This window comes from Roseomonas marmotae, from assembly GCF_017654485.1.
GTDB classification, from domain to species: domain Bacteria; phylum Pseudomonadota; class Alphaproteobacteria; order Acetobacterales; family Acetobacteraceae; genus Pseudoroseomonas; species Pseudoroseomonas marmotae.
The window spans coordinates 2,302,885-2,319,776 of sequence record NZ_CP061091.1 but is presented as its reverse complement, the minus strand read 5'-3'; the positions used below and the strand labels follow the sequence as shown (position 1 = coordinate 2,319,776).

Here is a 16,892-nt window from a genome sequence, read left to right as displayed (position 1 = left end):
TACCCAAAAGAAAACCCCCGGCGCCAAAGGCGCCGGGGGCTCTCAAAACCATTCACGAAGTGTGAAGGTTAGTCCTTCATCACCACGGCCTGACGGCCACGCTGACCGTCCTTGACCTCAAGGGCCACCTTCTCGCCCTGCTGCACTTCCTGCTTACCGGCGCGCTGCAGCACGGAGGAATGCAGGAACACGTCCTGTCCACCATCATCCGGCGTCACGAAGCCAAAGCCCCGCACCTGGTCGAACCACTTGACCGTGCCGTTGACCGAGTAGGTCGGGCCACCCTCATCACGGCCGAAGTCACGGCGCGGGCGGTCGCCGAAGGCGCGCGGCGCGCCGAAGCCACCGGGGCTGCCGAAGCGGTCACCACCACCGGGGCCACCGAAGCGGTCGCCACCACCGAAATCGCGGCGCGGCGGCGGACGATCGCCGAAGCCACCACCACCGAAGCGGTCGCCACCACCAAAGTCGCGGCGCGGCGGCGGACGATCGCCGAAGCCACCGGAGAAGCCACCGGCACCGAAGTCACGGCGCGGTGGGCGGTCGCCACCGAAATCGCGGCGCGGCGGGCGGTCACCGAACCGGTCGCCACCGAAGTCACGGCGCGGCGGACGGTCGCCGCCGCCCGGGCCAAGCTTACGCTCAAAGATCTTGATGACCAGCCGGCGGCCCTGCCGATCCGAGCCAATCTCGCAGACCAGCTTGTCGCCGGTCTCAGGGGGTTCAATTCCTGCTTCGGTCAGTGCCGATGCGTGGAAGAACACATCCTGGCCATCAGGGCCCAGCACAAAGCCGAATCCCTTCCGACCATTGTACCACTTCACCTCGGCCTCAATCGGCCCGGTGCCACCCTGCGAATCGTTGTCCGGCAACACTTCGTCTCGTATCCGTAAAAAGCACACGGCCCGACGGGATGCAGGACCGGCACCATCATCCTTGCACCACACGGGGCTGAATGCCAGCCGAATCGATAGGATTCCCGTCACTCAACTCGTTTTTCAGCCCCTCGCGCCAGCAGCGGGGAGGCCTCGCCTCCCCGTCTTCAGCTTGGCTGTCCGGGGCTTAGCCAGCGTCGGCCAGGGCGCGCTTCGCCATGACGCCCACGAGATGTGCGCGGTACTCGGCGCTGCCGTGGATATCGCTGTTCAGATCGTTCGGCGACTGCTTCACACCATCCAGTGCTGCGGCCGACCAGTTGGCGGACAAGGCTGCTTCCATCTCGGTCTGACGGAAGGCGCAGGGGCCGGCGCCATTCACACCGACGCGCACGCCCATCGCTCCGTCCGCCACGAAAACACCCGCCATGGAGTACCGGCTGGCAGGGTTTCGCAGCTTCGCGTAGCCGGCTTTCCGAGGGATCGGGAAAGACACGGCCACCAGCAGCTCGTCCGGCTCCAGCGCCGTCGTGAACATGCCCAGGAAGAAGTCATCGGCGGGAATGCTGCGGCGATTGGTGATGAAGGTCGCGCCCAGCGCCAGGGCTGCAGCCGGGTAATCCGCCGCCGGATCGTTGTTGGCCAGGCTGCCGCCAAGGGTCCCGCGGTTACGCACCTGCGTATCGCCGATGGTCGCGGCCATTCTTGCCAGCGCTGGGATGCCTTCCGTCACAAGCGGGTCGGTAGCAACCTCGTAATGCGTGGCCATCGCGCCGATGTCCACCGCATCCCCTTCCCGCTTCACGCCCCGCAGCTCCGCGATGCCCCCCAGGTCAACGAGGGCGCTCGGCTTATTGAGGCGGTGCTTCAGCGCCGGCAGCAGCGTCATGCCGCCGGAGATCGGCTTGGCATCAGGGTCCGCCGCCAGGATCTTCACCGCGTCGGCGACACTTGTGGGCCGGTGATATTCGAAATCATACATGTTGCGCGCTCCTGTCCGTCAGCCAGCAGCCGGCGCCAGTTCGGCGCGCTTGCCATGCATCACTTCCGCCGCGGCCCCGATGGCCTTGACGATGTTATGGTAGCCGGTGCAGCGGCAGATATTGCCGTCCAGCCCCTCCCGGATCTCGTGTTCCGTCAGGCCCTGGGGGTTCTTCTGCACCAGGTCGATGGCGCTCATCACCATGCCTGGCGTGCAGAAGCCGCACTGCAACGCATGATATTCGCGGAAGGCCTCCTGCATCGGGTGCAGGGTACCGTCCGGTTGGGCCAGCCCCTCGATGGTCGTGATCGCCGCACCTTCCGCCTGGACCGCCAGGATCGTGCAGGCCTTCACGCTGTCGCCATCGATATGGACCACGCAGGCGCCACACTGGCTGGTATCACAGCCGACATGGGTTCCGGTCAGGCGCAGCTTCTCCCGCAGCAACTCGACGAGCAGCGTGCGGCCCTCGACCTCGACCTTATGGGTCTGGCCGTTTACGGTCAGGGTGACCTGCGGCATGGCACATCCTCCGAAGCGAATACGCCGCGACGCGCGGCGACTTGAGGCAGCAAGCCTCATCCAAGCCTATGCTAGCCGTCAAGTCGGGCCTGCGGCCGGAACTTCCTTTAATCTCCCGAAGTATTTGCGATTGCGATGCGTTCTCAAGAAGAAGGCCAAGAGAAGGGGCCGAAGCCCCTTCCCTCCACAACTCAGGAATACTGAGGTGCGTTGCGCGCCAGCGGGTTCTGGCTCTCCGGCAGATCATGCAGGTGGCAGGCGGCCCAATGGCCCGTGACCGTCTGCTGCAGCCGCGGCTCATCGGACTTGCAGCGGTCGAAGGCATAGGGGCAGCGGGTATGGAACCGGCACCCACTGGGCGGCCGGATTGGACTCGGTACATCACCCTTCAGGATGATGCGTTCGCGCGCCGCGCCGGGCTCCGGCACCGGCACCGCCGAAAGCAGCGCCTCGGTATACGGATGCTTGGGTGCGGCGAAGAGGCTGCGCTTCGGTGCGATCTCCACGATCTTACCGAGGTACATCACCGCCACGCGGTGGGTCATATGCTCGACGATGGCGAGGTCATGGCTGATGAAGAGAAGCGCCAGCCCCAGTTCCCGCTGCAGATCCTGCAGCAGATTGACGATCTGCGCCTTGACCGAAACGTCGAGGGCGGAGACCGCCTCATCGCAGATGATGAGTTCGGGCTCCCCTGCCAGAGCGCGTGCGATGCAGATGCGCTGCCGCTGCCCGCCGGAGAATTCGTGCGGAAAGCGGCTCACCGCGTCGCGCGGCAACCGCACGGTGTCCATCAGCTTGCCCAGCCGCTCATCCAGATCGGCGGAGTTCTTCGCCAGGCCGTAGTTGCGGATAGGCTCGGCCAGCAGGTCCCGCACGCGCATGCGCGGGTTCAGGCTGCTGAAGGGGTCCTGGAACACCACCCCGATGCGGCGGCGGACAGGGCGCAGAGCGCTATTGGAAAGGTCGTCGATGCGCTGCCCGTCCAGCACCACCTGTCCCCCCGTGGGGTTGTAGAGGCGCAGGATGGTCTTGCCGACGGTCGATTTGCCGCAGCCCGATTCACCCACCAGCGAAAGTGTTTCGCCCTTGTCAACGTGGAATGAAACGCCGTCCACCGCATAGACATAGCCGGTGGTGCCTCCGAAGAAGCCGGCCTTGATCGGGAAATGCTTCTTGAGGTCGTTGACCTCAAGAAGCGGCCGCCCGGCCTGGGCAGAATGGCCTTCGGCGGGACGATCGATGGTCGCGCTCGTGCTCATGCCGCGACGGTCTCCTTTACCGCGTAATGGCAGGCGGCCGTATGGCGAGGCGCCTTTTCCTCCAGTGCCGGCGCGATTTCCAGGCACAGTTCGGTCGATTGCGAGCAGCGGCTGGCGAAGACGCAGCCCTGGATGCGCTTCTTGAGGCTCGGCACCAGGCCCGGGATCTCAGCGAGGCGCGTGCTCTCCCCATCCAGTGACGAGCCAAGCTTCGGCACCGCGCCCAGCAAGCCGCGGGTATAGGGGTGCTTGGGATTGCTGAAGAGTTCGCGAACCGGCGCCTCCTCCACCTTGCGGCCGGCATACATCACGATCACCCGCTCCGCGACCTCGGCCACCACGCCGAGATCATGGGTGATCAGGACGATGGCCGCACCGACACGACGCTTCAGATCGCGCATCAGGTCGAGGATCTGCGCCTGGATCGTCACGTCGAGCGCGGTCGTCGGCTCATCCGCGATGAGCAGCTTCGGGTTGCAGGCCAGGGCGATGGCGATCATCACGCGCTGCCGCATGCCGCCGGAGAGCTGGTGCGGGTAGTCCTTCACACGCTTCTCGGGCGCGGGGATGCCGACGAGGCGCAGCATCTCCACCGCCCTTGCCTCAGCTTCCCGCTTGTTCAACCCCTGGTGCAGGCGCAGTGCCTCACCGATCTGCTGGGCGACGGACAGCACCGGGTTCAGCGAGGTCATCGGCTCCTGGAAGATCATGCTGATCTCGTTGCCGCGGATGGCGCGCATCTCGCGCTCTGAGAGCTTCAGCAGGTCCTTGCCATTGAAGCGGATGGAGCCGGCGATTTTGCCCGGCGGCTCCGGGATCAGCCGCAGGATGGACATGGAGGTGACGGATTTGCCGCAGCCGGACTCACCGACGATGGCGACCGTCTCCCCCGCCTCCACGGAGAAGGAGAGGCCATCCACCGCACGGTTCACACCGTCGGCGGTCGCGAAATGGGTCTGGAGGTTTTCGACTTCGAGCAGAGCCATCAGATCACACCCGCTTGGCAAGGCGCGGGTCGAGCGAATCCCGCAGGCCATCGCCCAGCAGGTTCACCGCCAGCACGGTGATGGAAAGGAAGATGGCGGGGAAGAAGACGATATACGGCTTCACCTGCCAAAGGGCCCGGCCCTCGGCCATGATATTGCCCCAGGAGGGGATGATCGGCGGCGTGCCCGCGCCGATGAAGCTCAGGATGGCTTCGGCGATCATGGCGCTGGCGCAGATATAGGTTGCCTGCACCGTCATCGGCGCCAGGGTATTGGGCAGGATGTGCCGCCAGATGATAACGGGCGTGCGGGTGCCGGAGGCGACGGCGGCCTCCACATAAGGCTGCTCCCTCAGGCTCAGCACGACGCCACGGACAAGGCGGGACACGCGTGGAATCTCAGCCACCGTGATGGCGAGGATAACATTGCCGACCGAGCCCCGCGTCAGTGCCATCAGCGCGATGGCCAGCAGGATGGACGGGATGGACATCAGCCCGTCCATGATCCGCATGATGATGCTGTCAGCCACGCGGATGAAGCCGGCCACCAGCCCGATCGCCAGCCCCACGATAGAGGACGCGATGGCGACACCGAAGCCCACGGTGAGCGAGACGCGGGCGCCGTAGAGGACGCGGGAATAGACGTCACGCCCCAGCATGTCCGTGCCGAACCACCAGCGCCCGGAGGGATCGCGCGTACGCATCGCCGGCGCCAGGGCCGTGGGGTCCTTGGTCCAGAGGTAGGGGGCGAAGATGGCGACGGCCACCATCAGCAGCAGCAAAAAGCCACCGATGGCGATGGTCGGGTAGCGCATCAGGAAGCCGATGGCACCCTTTCGCGCACGGCGATCGGGCAGGATGTCCGGCAGTTCTGGGGCGGCCGCGGGGATTCCCCCGGGAGGAAGGGCGCTGGTGCTCAATACCGGATCCTCGGGTCGAACAGAGTGTAGCTCAGGTCAATCAGCAGATTGACCAGCACATAAACGAAGCTGAACAGCAGGATCACGCCCTGGATGACCGGATAGTCCCGCCGCAGGATGGCGTCCACCGTCAGCCGGCCCAGGCCGGGGATGGCGAAGACGCTCTCGGTCACCACCGCACCACCGATCAGCAGCGCCACGCCGATGCCGATGACCGTGACGATGGGCACCGCGGCATTCTTCAGCGCATGCAGGAAGAGGATGGTGCGCTGCCCGGCGCCCTTGGCGCGGGCCGTGCGGATATAGTCCTGCTGCAGGATTTCCAGCATGGTCGCGCGGGTAATGCGGGCGATCAGCGCGATATAGACGCCGCCGAGTGCCACAGCCGGCAGAATCAGATTCTGCAGCCACGGCCAAACGCCGTTGGAGATGGGCGTGTATCCCTGCACCGGCAGCCAGTCCAGTTGGAGCGCAAAGATATATGCGAGCAGATAGCCTACCACGAAGACCGGCACGGAGAAGCCGAGGACGGCAAAGCCCATGACCAGGCGGTCCAGCCAGGAGCCCGACTTCCAGGCCGCCAACACGCCCATCGGCACGGCGATGCCCACGGCCAGGATGAGCGTCACGACCATCAGCGACAGGGTGGGCTCGATCCGCTGCGCGATCATCCGCGTCACCGGCAGGTTGGTGAAGATCGACAGGCCGAGGTCGCCTTGCAGGATCCGCCAGGACCATTCGCCAAAGCGCACAAGGAAGGGACGGTCCAGGCCGAGGCTTGCCCGGATACGCTCGACATCCGCGGGCGTCGCCTGGTCACCGGCGATCACTGCCGCAGGGTCGCCTGGCGCCAGATAGAGCAAGCTGAACACAAAGAGCGCGACGATCGCCATGACTGGGATCGTCGCCAGAATACGTCGGATGATATAGGCGAGCATGAGGATCCGATCAGGTTTTGGAGACGCCCCAGAAGAAAGGCGCCGGCGCTTTTACCACACCAGATATGTTCTTACGCCATGCCTGATACGACAAGAAGAATCCCGTCGGCGCAAAAAGTCCGAAATCTGCCGCCGCAGCGTTCATTTTATCCACCGCCGCCCGCTCGGCCGGCAGATCTTCGGCTGCGAACCATGCGTCCCGCGCAGCCTCGACGGCATCGCTCTTGGGCCAGCCGAACCAGGCATTCTCGCCATTGGCGCGCAGGGCTGTGTAGGGGGCGGGATTGATGCAATCGGCCCCGGCGTGCCAGGTGTGGAAGATATGCCACCCCCCCTGGGACGGCGGAGACTTGACGGCGCGGCGGGCGCCGACCGTGCCCCAGTCGGTTGCCACGAAATCCACCGTCATGCCGATACGCTTCAGCAGGTCGGCACTGACATCGCCAAAGGCCTTGGTGATCGGCTGATCCTGCGCCACCAGGATGGTGATGGGCTGGCCGTCGTAGCCTGCTTCGCGCACCAGCCTCCTGGCGCCATCGATGTCGCGGCGGCCCTTCAGGATCTCGCCGCCGGCTTCGCTGTAGAGAGGGGTATTGGGCGTGAAGAACCCGCCCATCACCTTCCAGAGCCTCTCATCGTCACCGACCAGCGCCCGCATGTAGTCCTCCTGATCCAGCGCCATCAGGACGGCACGGCGGGCGCGCGGGTCATTGAAGGGCGGATGGAGGTGGTTCATCCGGAAGCTGCCGACATTCCCGAGAGGGTCGGCGATGTCCACCTCGATGTTGCGGTTCGCACGGAGCATCGGAACCAGGTCGGCGATGGGGTTCTCCCACCAGTCCACCTCGCCGTTCTGCAGGGCGGCGGAGGCTGTGGCAGGGTCGGGCATGATCATCCATTCCACCCGGTCCACCATGACGCGCTTGCCGCCTGCCAGCCAGCTCGGCGCCTCGTCGCGCGGCACGTATCCGTCGAATTTGGCGAAGACGGCCTTGGCCCCGGGCACCCATTCTTCCCGCACGAAGCGGAAAGGTCCGGAACCCACATACTCCGTGATCTGCTGGAAAGGATCGGTGCGGGCGATCCGCTCCGGCATAATGAAGGCACAAGGCGCGTTGTTCTTGCCCAGTGCGAGCAGAAGCTTCGGATAAGGCGCCTTCAGCGACCAGCGGAATGTGGTGTCATTGACCGCGACCAATTCGTTCTGCAGGCTGCGGATCATCTGCCCCATGGGATCCCGCACCGCCCAGCGGGTCAGGCTGGCGACAACATCCTTCGCCAGCACAGGTGTATTGTCGTGGAACTTCAGGCCGGGGCGCAGCCTGAAGACCCAGGTGAGGCCGTCGGCCGAGACTTCCTCGGATTCCACCATCTGCCGCTGGGGCACGATATTGGCGTCGACACCGTAGAGCGTGTCCCAGACCAGCAGTGAGGCATTCCGCACCACATACTGCGTGCCCCAGATCGGATCGAAATTGGCCAGGTTGGCCTGAGGCACGAAGCGGAGCGTCCGCGCCGCGGCGCCTTGCGACAGGGCCGGCATCGCGACACCCCCCGCCGATGCCGCCACCCCGCCAATGACTGCCGCCTTGAGAAAAGTCCTTCTCTCCATGGTCGTACGCTCCCTGCCGAAGCCCCTGCGCCATGCGAAATGCATGGCCGGTGTCACGATGGCCAAGCACAGGCCGTGCCAGGAGACAGCATTGCGGAGCTTCAACGAAGCAGAGGGGCGGCTCCGCTAAGGAGCCGCCGTCACTGCCCACGGAAACGGCAAAGCCGTGGCTCAGGCGCGGCGAACGTTCCAGAACAGGGGCAGGCCCTTCAGGACGCCAGTCAGGTCCCGCCGATAGGCCGTTGCCTGGAAATATTGCCCGACGGGCAGATAGGGGACGTCCTGGAAGGCCTGCAGCTGGATCTGCCGGCCCACCTCTTTCTGCGCCTCCGGGTCTGGGGCCTCGAACCAGGCGGTGCGGAGCTCTTCCAGCTTCGGTGCGGTTGGCCAGCCGAACCAGGCCGCCTGCCCATGGCCGCGCAGGGCCTGCTGGACGCCGGGATTGAACATGTCCAGCCCGGACCAGAAGGTGAAGAACATGCTCCACCCGCCCTTCTCCGGCGCCTCCCGGCTCGCGCGCCGCTGGACCACCGTGCCCCAGTCGGCGGTGATGAAGTCCACATTCATGCCGGACTTCACCAGCATGTCGTTGCCGACCTGCGCCAGGGCGTTCAACGAGGGGAAGTCGCTGGCCGCGATCAGCACCACCTTCTCGCCGTTATATCCGGCAGCGGCCAGATCCCGCTTGACCTTCTCATAGTCGCGCGGGCTGGTCAGCGCCTCCATCCCGGCATCGCTCGCCAGCGGCGTCTCCGGCGGGAAGAAGCCCACCTGGTCGCGCCAGAGGCTCCGGTCGGTGCCGATCACCGCCGTCATGTAGTCTTCCTGGCTGACCGCCCCCAGCAGAGCCCGGCGGATCGCCGGGTTATTGAAGGGCGGGTGCAGGTGGTTGAAGCGCGCCATACCGCAGAGCCCGGTCGGGTCCGGATTCTCCAGGACGATGTCGCGGGAGCGGCGCAGAACCGGCTGCAGGTCGCCTGTCGGCTGCTCCCACCAATCGAACTCCCCGCTCTGGAGCGCGGCGGCGGCCGTCGCGGCATCGGGTATCACATGCCACTCGACGCGGTCGAAATGCACGTGCTTCGGCCCGGCGGTCCAACTCGCCACCCCATCAGCGCGGGGCACATAACCGGCGAATTTCTCATAGACGATGAGGCTGCCGGGGACCCGCTCATTATGGTTGAACCGGAAGGGCCCTGAGCCGACGACCTCCGTGACCGGGGTTCCAGGGTCGCTCTTCGCCAGCCGCTCCGGCATGATGAAGCAGACGGGGGTCGAAGGCTTCGCCAGCGCCTCGAACAGCAGCGGGAAGGGCCTCCTCAGGCGGAACAGGATGGTCCTGTCGTCGGGCGCCGAGAGTTCGTCCAGTACCGAGAACAGCACCTGGCCCAGCGCGTCCCGCGCGCCCCAGCGGCGGATCGAGGCTACCGCGTCGCGCGCGCGCACCGGCTCCCCGTCATGGAATTTGAGCCCGTCGCGCAACGTCATGGTGACGCGCCTGCCGTCCTCATCGACGGTATGGCCATCCACCATCTGCGGCTGGGGCCGGTAATTCTCGTCGAAGCCGTACAGCGTGTCCCAGACCATATAGGCATGGTTCCGGCTGACATAGGCGGTGGTCACGATGGGATCGACCACGGCCAGATCGGCCTGCGCGATGAACTTCAGCGGCCTCGTATTGGCGCGCTGGGCGATCGCGAAGCGAGGGAGGGCCGAGCCCATGGCGGCGCCGGCGGCGCCGGTAAATAACTGCCGTCTCAACATGTCCGTGGTCTCCCCCCCGGGGCTCTGCCGAATCTGTGAAGAGGGAAGCCGAGCCCCCAGGCAGGCGCAAGAGGGAATCGGCCCCTCCCCCTCTTGGCAGCACGGCCATCAGTGCCTATGCGCCGGGCATGCCCCTGCCCGCCCTTCTCTCCCGCCTCCCGCCACGCCATGCGGGCTTGTTCGGAGAACTCTTCCGTTTCGGCGTGGTCGGGACCCTGGGCTTCCTGATCGACACTGTCACGCTCTACGCGGCGCTCTCGCTCGGCGCCGGTCTCTATCTGGGCCGGGCGCTTTCCTACCTGACGGCGGCCTCGGCCAATTGGGCACTGAACCGGGCATGGACATTCCGTGACGCCGACAGGAGCAGCCGCGGCCGGCAATGGGCCATGTTCCTCCTGGTCAATCTTTTTGGTTTCGTCATCAATTACGGCACTTACAGTCTGCTGGTGAGCACCTGGGCGCTGGCCCATACGCATCCCGTCATCGGCGTCGCGGCCGGCTCAATCGCCGGCCTGGGCGGCAACTTTTTGCTAAGCCGGCGCTTTGTCTTTCGGTCCGGCAGGGCAGCACCCGGCCCCGCGCGAGATGACACGACACCGATTTGAGAAATGCAGGTCTGGCTTTGCGGCTTTTTCCATTATCAGACGCGTGCTTATTTGCCCGCGCCCGGCAACCAGACAACTGCCGCCAGAATTCCTGCTCCACTCCGTAGCAGCACTGATAAAGCTCCGGAGATTTACATGATCTTTGAAAGCCGCGGTCCATGATATACCTCGCCGCGGTCCATGGAGTTCCCAGACGCATGACGACGCACCACCGCTCCGCTGACGCCGGGCGCCAGGGCTGATACGGCCGAGACCACGATGGCCGTATTCCGTCAGCCTGGCACCGAAGGTGCCTCCGACACTCTCCTCTCCCGCGCCATCCGGGCGTGCCGGCGTGAGTTCGTGGCCGTTGGCCTGTTCAGCGGTGTGGTGAACCTGCTGCAGCTTACCGTGTCACTCTATATGATGCAGGTGTTCGACCGCGTCCTGGCGACCCGCAGCCTGGACACGCTGATCTTCCTCACCATCATCGCCGTCAGCGCCGTCCTGCTGCTGGCGGTGCTGGAGGCGGTCCGCGGCCAGGTGATGCAGCGGGTGGCGGGCTGGATCGAAGCCCGTGTCGCGCCGGAGGGCTTCGAGCGCGCGCTGGAATCTCAGTTGCGGGGACGCCCCTACCGGATGGAGGCGCTGCGGGACCTTGCGGTCTGCCGGTCCTGGCTGGGCTCCCCAGGCGCGCTGGCGGTCTATGACGTGCCCTGGGTGCCCATCTATCTCGGCGCCATTTTCCTGCTGCATCCCCTGATGGGCTTCGTCGCCCTCGCGGGCGCGGTGATGCTGTTCGGCCTGACGCTCCTCAATGAGTTCACCACCTCCTCCCTGCTGCGGCAGGCCAGCACGGCGGCCATGGCCAGCCAGCGGCGGGCCGATGCGGTCGCCCGCAATGCCGAGGTGATCGACAGCATGGGCATGAGCAACGCTGTCCTGCGGCATTGGCGGGAGGGCGTCGCCCAGGTCACGGCCCCGCAGCAGAAGGCGGCGGACCGGGCGGCCATCCTGCTCTCCGCCACCAAGTTCTTCCGCCTCGCGGTGCAGCTGGCCGTGCTGGGCATCGGTGCCTATCTTGTGCTGCGGCAGGAGATTACCTCCGGCGCCTCCATCGCAGGCTCCATCATCATGGGGCGGGCGCTGGCGCCGGTGGAGCAGCTGATCGGCGGCTGGAAAGGGCTGGTGCAGACGCGTCAGGCGCTGCGGCGGCTGAACATCTTTCTCGCCCTGCCGCGCATCCGGCCACCGGGCCTGGCCATGCCGGAGCCTACCGGCCGGGTCGCGGCCGAGCGGGTGACCTACGGCGTCCCCGGCCAGCCGATGGCCATCATCAAGGGCGTTTCCTTCGGGCTGGAGCCGGGGGAAAGCCTGGCCGTCATCGGCCCCTCGGCCGCCGGCAAGACCACGCTGATCCGGCTGATGATCGGCACCCTCGCGCCCAGTTCCGGGAACGTCAGGCTCGATGGCGCCGATGTCTATACCTGGAAGCGTGAGGATTTCGGCCGCCATGTCGGCTACCTGCCCCAGGATGTGGAATTGTTTGACGGCACTGTCTTCCAGAACATCGCCCGCATGGCGGATGCCGAGCCGGAGGCTGTCTTCGCCGCCGCCCGCCTCGCGGGCTGCCACGAGATGATCCTCCGCCTGCCGCAGGGCTATGAGACCGAGATCGGCGAGGGCGGCCAGCACCTCTCCGGCGGGCAGAGGCAGCTGGTGGGCCTGGCCCGCGCCATGTTCGGCAATCCGAAGCTGGTGGTCCTGGATGAACCCAACTCGAACCTGGACGGTGATGCCGAGGCCGCGCTGCAACGGGCCGTGGACACCCTGAAGAGCCGGGGCACGACCGTGGTGCTCGTGTCCCACCGCCCCACCCTGGTCCAGGGCGTCGACAAGGTCCTGCTGCTGAAGGACGGCGCCGTGGAGATGTTCGGCCCGCGGGCCGAGGTGCTGCGCCGCTTGATGCCGCAGCCCCGCCCGGCCGCGGCCCCCGCCGTGGCTGCCACCGCCACAGGCCGTCTCGCACCGGGAGGTAACGCATGAGCATCACGACCGCTCCGGCCGGCTCCCCTCCCGCTCCGGTGGGCCAGACGGGCATGCCGCCGCTCGCCCCCGGCCAGTTGGATACGCCACGCCCCCGCACCAGCGGAGCCATGTGGCTGGGCATCCTGGCCATCCTCGTCTTCTTCGGCGGCTTCCTGCTCTGGTCGGCGCTGGCACCACTGGCAGAGGCTGCCATCGCCCCTGGCCAGATCCGCAGCGAAGGGAGCCGTCGCACCATCCAGCACCTGGAAGGCGGGATCGTGCGGGAAATCCTGGCCCGTGACGGCGACAAGGTGAAGGCAGGCCAGGTCCTGATGCGGCTGGATGATGCCCAGTCCGCCGCCAGCCTGGAGATGCTGCGTGGGCAGCACTGGGCGCTGATGGCGCAGTTCGCCCGCCTGGAAGCCGAGCGGCACGGCGCGAGCGAGATCACCTTCCCACAGAAACTGCTGGAAGCGGGCGATCCGCGGTCGCTGGAGGCGATGACGGGGCAACGGACGCTTTTCGCCGCCCGTCAGGCCAGCCTGATCAGCCAGATCCAGGTGCTGGAGGCCCGTATCGCCCAGCATGAAGCCACCGCATCCTCCGCCCGCGCCCAGATCGGCAGCCAGCAGCGGCAGCTGGAGCTGATCAAGCGGGAGGAGCAGGACGTCCGAACCCTGGTCGCACAGGGGCTGGAGCGGATGCCGCGCCTGCTGGCCCTGCAGCGCAACGTCGCCTCCCTGGAAGGCAACATGCAGGACCTGATCGGCCAGACCGAGCGGGCCGCCGCCGCCGCCGCGGAAGCGCGCAGCCAGATGCAGCAGGTGCGTGACCAGCGCCTGGCCGATGTATCCACTGAATCGCGCGAGGTGCGCAGCAGGCTCAATGAGACGGAGGAGAAGCTCGGCGCTGCCCAGGACGTGGTGACGCGCCGGGAAATCGTGGCGCCGGAGGATGGCACGATCCTCGGCAGCCGTTTCTTCAACCTCGGGGCGGTGGTGAAGCCCGGGGAGCCCGTCATGGAGCTGGTCCCGAGCCGCGACCGGCTGGTGGCGGAGGTCGAGCTATCCCCCACTGACATCGACGTGGTCTATCCTGGGCTGGAGGCCGAGGTTCGCCTGCCTGCCTTCAAGCAGCGCCTGGTGCCCTTCCTGCACGGACACGTCACCTATGTCGCCAGCGACGTGACAGTGGATGAGCGCACGCGCGCCAGCCATTATCGCGTGCAGATCGTGGTGGACGAGGACCAGTTGGCCAAGCTGGAGAATGTGGCCCTGCGCGCGGGTATGCCTGTGGAAGCACAGATCCAGACCGGCAGCCGCAGCTTCCTTCGCTATATGATCCAGCCGGTGCTCGACAGCTTCCACCGCGCCTTCCGCGAACAATAAGGACCTAGGAACGCAATGCCCGACCAACCCACCGTCTTCGCGGACGGCATCCTGGACGCGAACGTCAATTTCGGCGTCGCGCGGCTGACCCTGGTGCAGACGAAGCCGGACGGCACGCCTGCCCCCTGCGGCCAGCTGATCATACCCGTGGTCCAGCTGCCTACCTTCACCAACGGCATGGTGACGCTGCTGAAGCAGATCGAGAGCAAGATGAAGCAGGCGCAGCAGGAGGCCGCTGCCCCCGCGTCGGACGCTCAGCCGATACCGGGCGCCTTCCGCTTCTCCGGAAGCTAGGGCGCCCCGGGCCGCGCCAGACTTACGGGCCCTGGCGCGGCAGGCCCTCGAGATAGGCGCCGTAGCCGCTATTCCGGAGCGGCACGGCCAGCGCCATAAGCTGCGCTTCGTCGATGAAACCCATCCGCCAAGCCACTTCCTCGACGGCGGCAATCTTCTGGCCTGTCCGTTTCTCGATGGCCCGGACGAACTCACCGGCCTCCAGCAGGCTGTCATGCGTGCCCGTGTCCAGCCAGGCAAAGCCACGGCCCAGTTGCAGCACGCTGAGCTGCCCTTCCTCCAGATAGCGGCGGTTCAGGTCCGTGATCTCGATCTCACCCCGCGCCGAGGGTTCGAGCTGGCCTGCCAGGGAGGATGCCCGGCCGTCATAGAAGTAAAGTCCCGTCACCGCCCAGTCCGATCGCGGCAGCTTCGGCTTCTCCTCCAGGCTCAATGCGCGGTTGGAGGCATCGAACTCCACGACACCGTAACGCTGGGGGTCCGCCACCCGGTAGGCGAAGACAACCGCCCCCGCCTCGCCTTTGGCCAGGGTTTCATGTGCGATGGCAAGGTGCCTGTCCAAGTCGTTGCCATAGAACATATTATCGCCCAGTATCAGTGCCGCCGGGCTACCGTCCAGGAAGGTTTCCGCGAGGGTCAGGGCCTGCGCGATGCCACGCGGCCGATCCTGCTCCGCATAAGTAAAGGAAAGACCCCATTGCCTGCCATCACCCAGAAGGCGCCGGAACAGCGGCAGGTCGTGAGGGGTGGAGATGATCATGATCTCCCGGATGCCCGCGAGCATCAGCACGGAGAGCGGGTAATAGACCATGGGCTTATCGTAGACCGGCAGAAGCTGCTTCGATATCGCCAGGGTCGCGGGATGCAGACGCGTGCCGGCGCCGCCGGCTAGCAGGATACCCTTCAAACCACCATCTCCCATGCATGCCGCACGCCAAGGTTGCGGCAGCCTTGACTGTGCAGTTTCCCCAGGAACATGGCGGCGGAATGGCGGCGCGCCGCTGTCGCCACGCCCAATCCGAGCAGGATACCGAGCATGCGCCTGTTTCGCGTCCTCCATTGTCTTGTTCTGCTGCCGCTGGCCTTCCCGGCCTCCGCCGCCGATACCAGCGCGCCAGGCTGGGCGGCGGCGGGCCATCCGACGGTTGAGGCGCCCCGTGTGATTGGCAGCCACGGCCTCGGTTGCATCGCCGGCGCGGTGGCCATGCCGCCCGAGGGGCCGGGGTGGGAAGTGGTGCGGTTATCCCGCAATCGCTTCTGGGGGCATCCGGCGATGATCGACACGCTGGCATCCCTCGCTGCCGCGGCAACCGGGGCGGGACTGCCGCCGATCTGGATCGGCGATGTCAGCCAGCCGCGTGGCGGGCCGATGCCCTGGGGCCACGCCAGCCACCAGATCGGGCTGGATGCCGATGTCTGGCTGGATGTGGCGCCCCGTCCCGCTCGGCCCCGGCCTGCGCGGGAGAGGCTCAACGTCCCCTCCCTTGTGCGACCGGACGGTCAGGATATCGATCCCGACGTCTATTCGCCGGGGCACGAGGCACTCATCCGGTCAGCGGCCCAAATGCCAGAAATTGACCGCGTGCTCGTGAATCCCGCCATCAAGCGCGCATTGTGCCGCAATCATGGTGGTGAGGCGTGGTTGCGGCGCATCCGTCCCTGGGCCGGACACGACTCCCACATGCATCTGCGCCTGCGCTGCCCGCGGGGCCAGGCAGGCTGCCAGGATCAGGCCCCCGTTCCCTTGGGCGACGGCTGCGATGCCAGTCTGGAGTGGTGGTTCAGAGGGGAAGCCAGGCGCCCTGCCCCTGCCCGCCCGCCGCGGCTGCTGCCGGCTAACTGCGCGGGGGTCTTGGCCGCGCCATAGTCAGGCACGCAGACGAAGCGCCAATACGGGATCGTCAGTAGCCACCGCATCCAGGCCAAGTCCGAAGGCCTTGGCCAGAGCATCGGCCCGACTGGCGCCCCAGGCTCCCAGCCGAAGCCCGGCCTGCCGGAAGCGCGAACAGAGTGGCGCATCCAGCACGTCGATTTCCGTCTCGATCATCTTGAAGCCATGGTCCAGGGCCAGGGCAATCACGCCATCGACGCCGACATGCTCCAGCAGATGTCGCTCGAAGAGCCAGATCACCCCTGCCAGTCCTCCAGCCACCTGGGCATCGGCGGCTATGCCGGCATCGAAGGCGATGATGTGGGACTGGCCGCGAATCCCCGCGGCATCCAGCACGGCCAGGCTGCGGTTCAGCGCCGCGGGTCGGGATCCGTCCTGCGGCCCGCCCTTGATTTCAACCTGAAGTTGTGTCAACTTGCCCGAGAACAGCGCCGCCACCTCGGCCAGGGTCGGGACAGAGGCATGCGGCGCATGACGCAGCCGCAGCTGCGACAGTTCCCGCGCGGTCAGGGCGGAGACCGCCCCTTGCCCCAGGGTGGTCCGCTGCACCGTATGGTCATGGATCACCACGGGCACGCCATCGGCGGAGAGACGCACGTCGCATTCCACCTGCTCGACGGGAAGCGCAAGGCTGTTCCGAAAGGCCTCCAGGCTGTTTTCCGGCCAGAGTAGGGCGCCCCCGCGATGGCTTACGATATCAGTATGCCCGACCATGGCCATCGTTCCGCATCATCCTCTGCAGAATTAACGAAAGAGCGCCTGGAATCAGCGAACGATGCCTCTGCGGTTGGTTCCGCGCACAAGATCTTGTAATCTGCTATCTCGATATCTTACGGCCGATGCGGCG

The 16,892-nt window shown here is 66.3% G+C and carries 17 protein-coding genes; 5 read left to right on the top strand and 12 right to left on the bottom strand.

What is annotated here, in order from left to right; all coding sequences use genetic code 11:
- Positions 1-68: 68 nt before the first annotated feature.
- From IAI58_RS10980 to IAI58_RS10940, 9 genes are all read right to left on the bottom strand, one after another.
- The gene (locus IAI58_RS10980; RefSeq protein ID WP_237182310.1) at positions 69-872 is read right to left on the bottom strand and encodes a cold-shock protein; all 804 of its coding nucleotides are present in this window, start codon (positions 870-872) and stop codon (positions 69-71) included.
- 190 nt (positions 873-1,062) lie between these two features.
- Entirely contained in the window at positions 1,063-1,857 is a 795-nt protein-coding gene (locus IAI58_RS10975; protein WP_207446069.1) for an FAD binding domain-containing protein, read from the bottom strand.
- A gap of 18 nt (positions 1,858-1,875) precedes the next feature.
- The gene (locus IAI58_RS10970; protein ID WP_207446068.1) at positions 1,876-2,379 is read right to left on the bottom strand and encodes a (2Fe-2S)-binding protein; all 504 of its coding nucleotides are present in this window, start codon (positions 2,377-2,379) and stop codon (positions 1,876-1,878) included.
- 191 nt (positions 2,380-2,570) lie between these two features.
- Positions 2,571-3,641: an ABC transporter ATP-binding protein gene (locus IAI58_RS10965; RefSeq protein WP_207446067.1), complete on the bottom strand. Its 1,071-nt coding sequence runs from the start codon at positions 3,639-3,641 to the stop codon at positions 2,571-2,573.
- Positions 3,638-4,627, bottom strand: a complete 990-nt coding sequence (locus IAI58_RS10960; RefSeq protein ID WP_207446066.1) for an ABC transporter ATP-binding protein — start codon at positions 4,625-4,627, stop codon at positions 3,638-3,640. The genes IAI58_RS10965 and IAI58_RS10960 overlap by 4 nt, the downstream gene beginning before the upstream one ends.
- Before the next feature lie 4 nt (positions 4,628-4,631).
- Complete coding sequence (locus IAI58_RS10955) at positions 4,632-5,546, bottom strand: ABC transporter permease (RefSeq protein WP_207446065.1); 915 nt, start codon at positions 5,544-5,546, stop codon at positions 4,632-4,634.
- A complete protein-coding gene (locus IAI58_RS10950; protein WP_207446064.1) occupies positions 5,543-6,484 on the bottom strand; it encodes an ABC transporter permease in 942 nt (313 codons plus the stop codon). Before IAI58_RS10950 ends, IAI58_RS10955 begins: the two co-directional genes overlap by 4 nt.
- A gap of 10 nt (positions 6,485-6,494) precedes the next feature.
- On the bottom strand, positions 6,495-8,096 hold the full coding sequence (locus IAI58_RS10945) for an ABC transporter substrate-binding protein (RefSeq protein ID WP_207446063.1): 1,602 nt from the start codon (positions 8,094-8,096) through the stop codon (positions 6,495-6,497).
- 171 nt (positions 8,097-8,267) lie between these two features.
- The gene (locus tag IAI58_RS10940; protein ID WP_207446062.1) at positions 8,268-9,860 is read right to left on the bottom strand and encodes an ABC transporter substrate-binding protein; all 1,593 of its coding nucleotides are present in this window, start codon (positions 9,858-9,860) and stop codon (positions 8,268-8,270) included.
- A 128-nt stretch (positions 9,861-9,988) separates the two neighbouring features.
- Here IAI58_RS10940 and IAI58_RS10935 point away from each other — a divergent pair, with 128 nt between their 5' ends.
- From IAI58_RS10935 to IAI58_RS10920, 4 genes are all read left to right on the top strand, one after another.
- A complete protein-coding gene (locus IAI58_RS10935) occupies positions 9,989-10,465 on the top strand; it encodes a GtrA family protein (protein WP_237182309.1) in 477 nt (158 codons plus the stop codon).
- 258 nt (positions 10,466-10,723) lie between these two features.
- Positions 10,724-12,490, top strand: a complete 1,767-nt coding sequence (locus IAI58_RS10930; protein WP_207446061.1) for a type I secretion system permease/ATPase — start codon at positions 10,724-10,726, stop codon at positions 12,488-12,490.
- Entirely contained in the window at positions 12,487-13,860 is a 1,374-nt protein-coding gene (locus tag IAI58_RS10925) for an HlyD family type I secretion periplasmic adaptor subunit (protein ID WP_207446060.1), read from the top strand. Before IAI58_RS10930 ends, IAI58_RS10925 begins: the two co-directional genes overlap by 4 nt.
- A gap of 15 nt (positions 13,861-13,875) precedes the next feature.
- Entirely contained in the window at positions 13,876-14,154 is a 279-nt protein-coding gene (locus IAI58_RS10920) for a hypothetical protein (RefSeq protein ID WP_207446059.1), read from the top strand.
- A 22-nt stretch (positions 14,155-14,176) separates the two neighbouring features.
- Here IAI58_RS10920 and rfbA read toward each other — a convergent pair whose 3' ends face one another.
- Together rfbA and IAI58_RS23290 are read right to left on the bottom strand one after the other, a co-directional pair.
- Positions 14,177-15,076 (bottom strand): glucose-1-phosphate thymidylyltransferase RfbA, encoded by a 900-nt coding sequence (gene rfbA, locus IAI58_RS10915; RefSeq protein ID WP_207446058.1) that lies wholly within the window; start codon positions 15,074-15,076, stop codon positions 14,177-14,179.
- A complete protein-coding gene (locus IAI58_RS23290) occupies positions 15,058-15,192 on the bottom strand; it encodes a hypothetical protein (protein WP_272874815.1) in 135 nt (44 codons plus the stop codon). Before IAI58_RS23290 ends, rfbA begins: the two co-directional genes overlap by 19 nt.
- Between IAI58_RS23290 and mepA the strand changes: the two genes are divergently transcribed.
- Positions 15,191-16,021, top strand: a complete 831-nt coding sequence (mepA, locus tag IAI58_RS10910; protein WP_207446057.1) for a penicillin-insensitive murein endopeptidase — start codon at positions 15,191-15,193, stop codon at positions 16,019-16,021. The genes IAI58_RS23290 and mepA overlap by 2 nt on opposite strands.
- Here mepA and IAI58_RS10905 read toward each other — a convergent pair whose 3' ends face one another.
- Positions 16,022-16,759 (bottom strand): glycerophosphodiester phosphodiesterase, encoded by a 738-nt coding sequence (locus IAI58_RS10905; RefSeq protein ID WP_207446056.1) that lies wholly within the window; start codon positions 16,757-16,759, stop codon positions 16,022-16,024.
- Between the last annotated feature and the right edge of the window lie 133 nt (positions 16,760-16,892).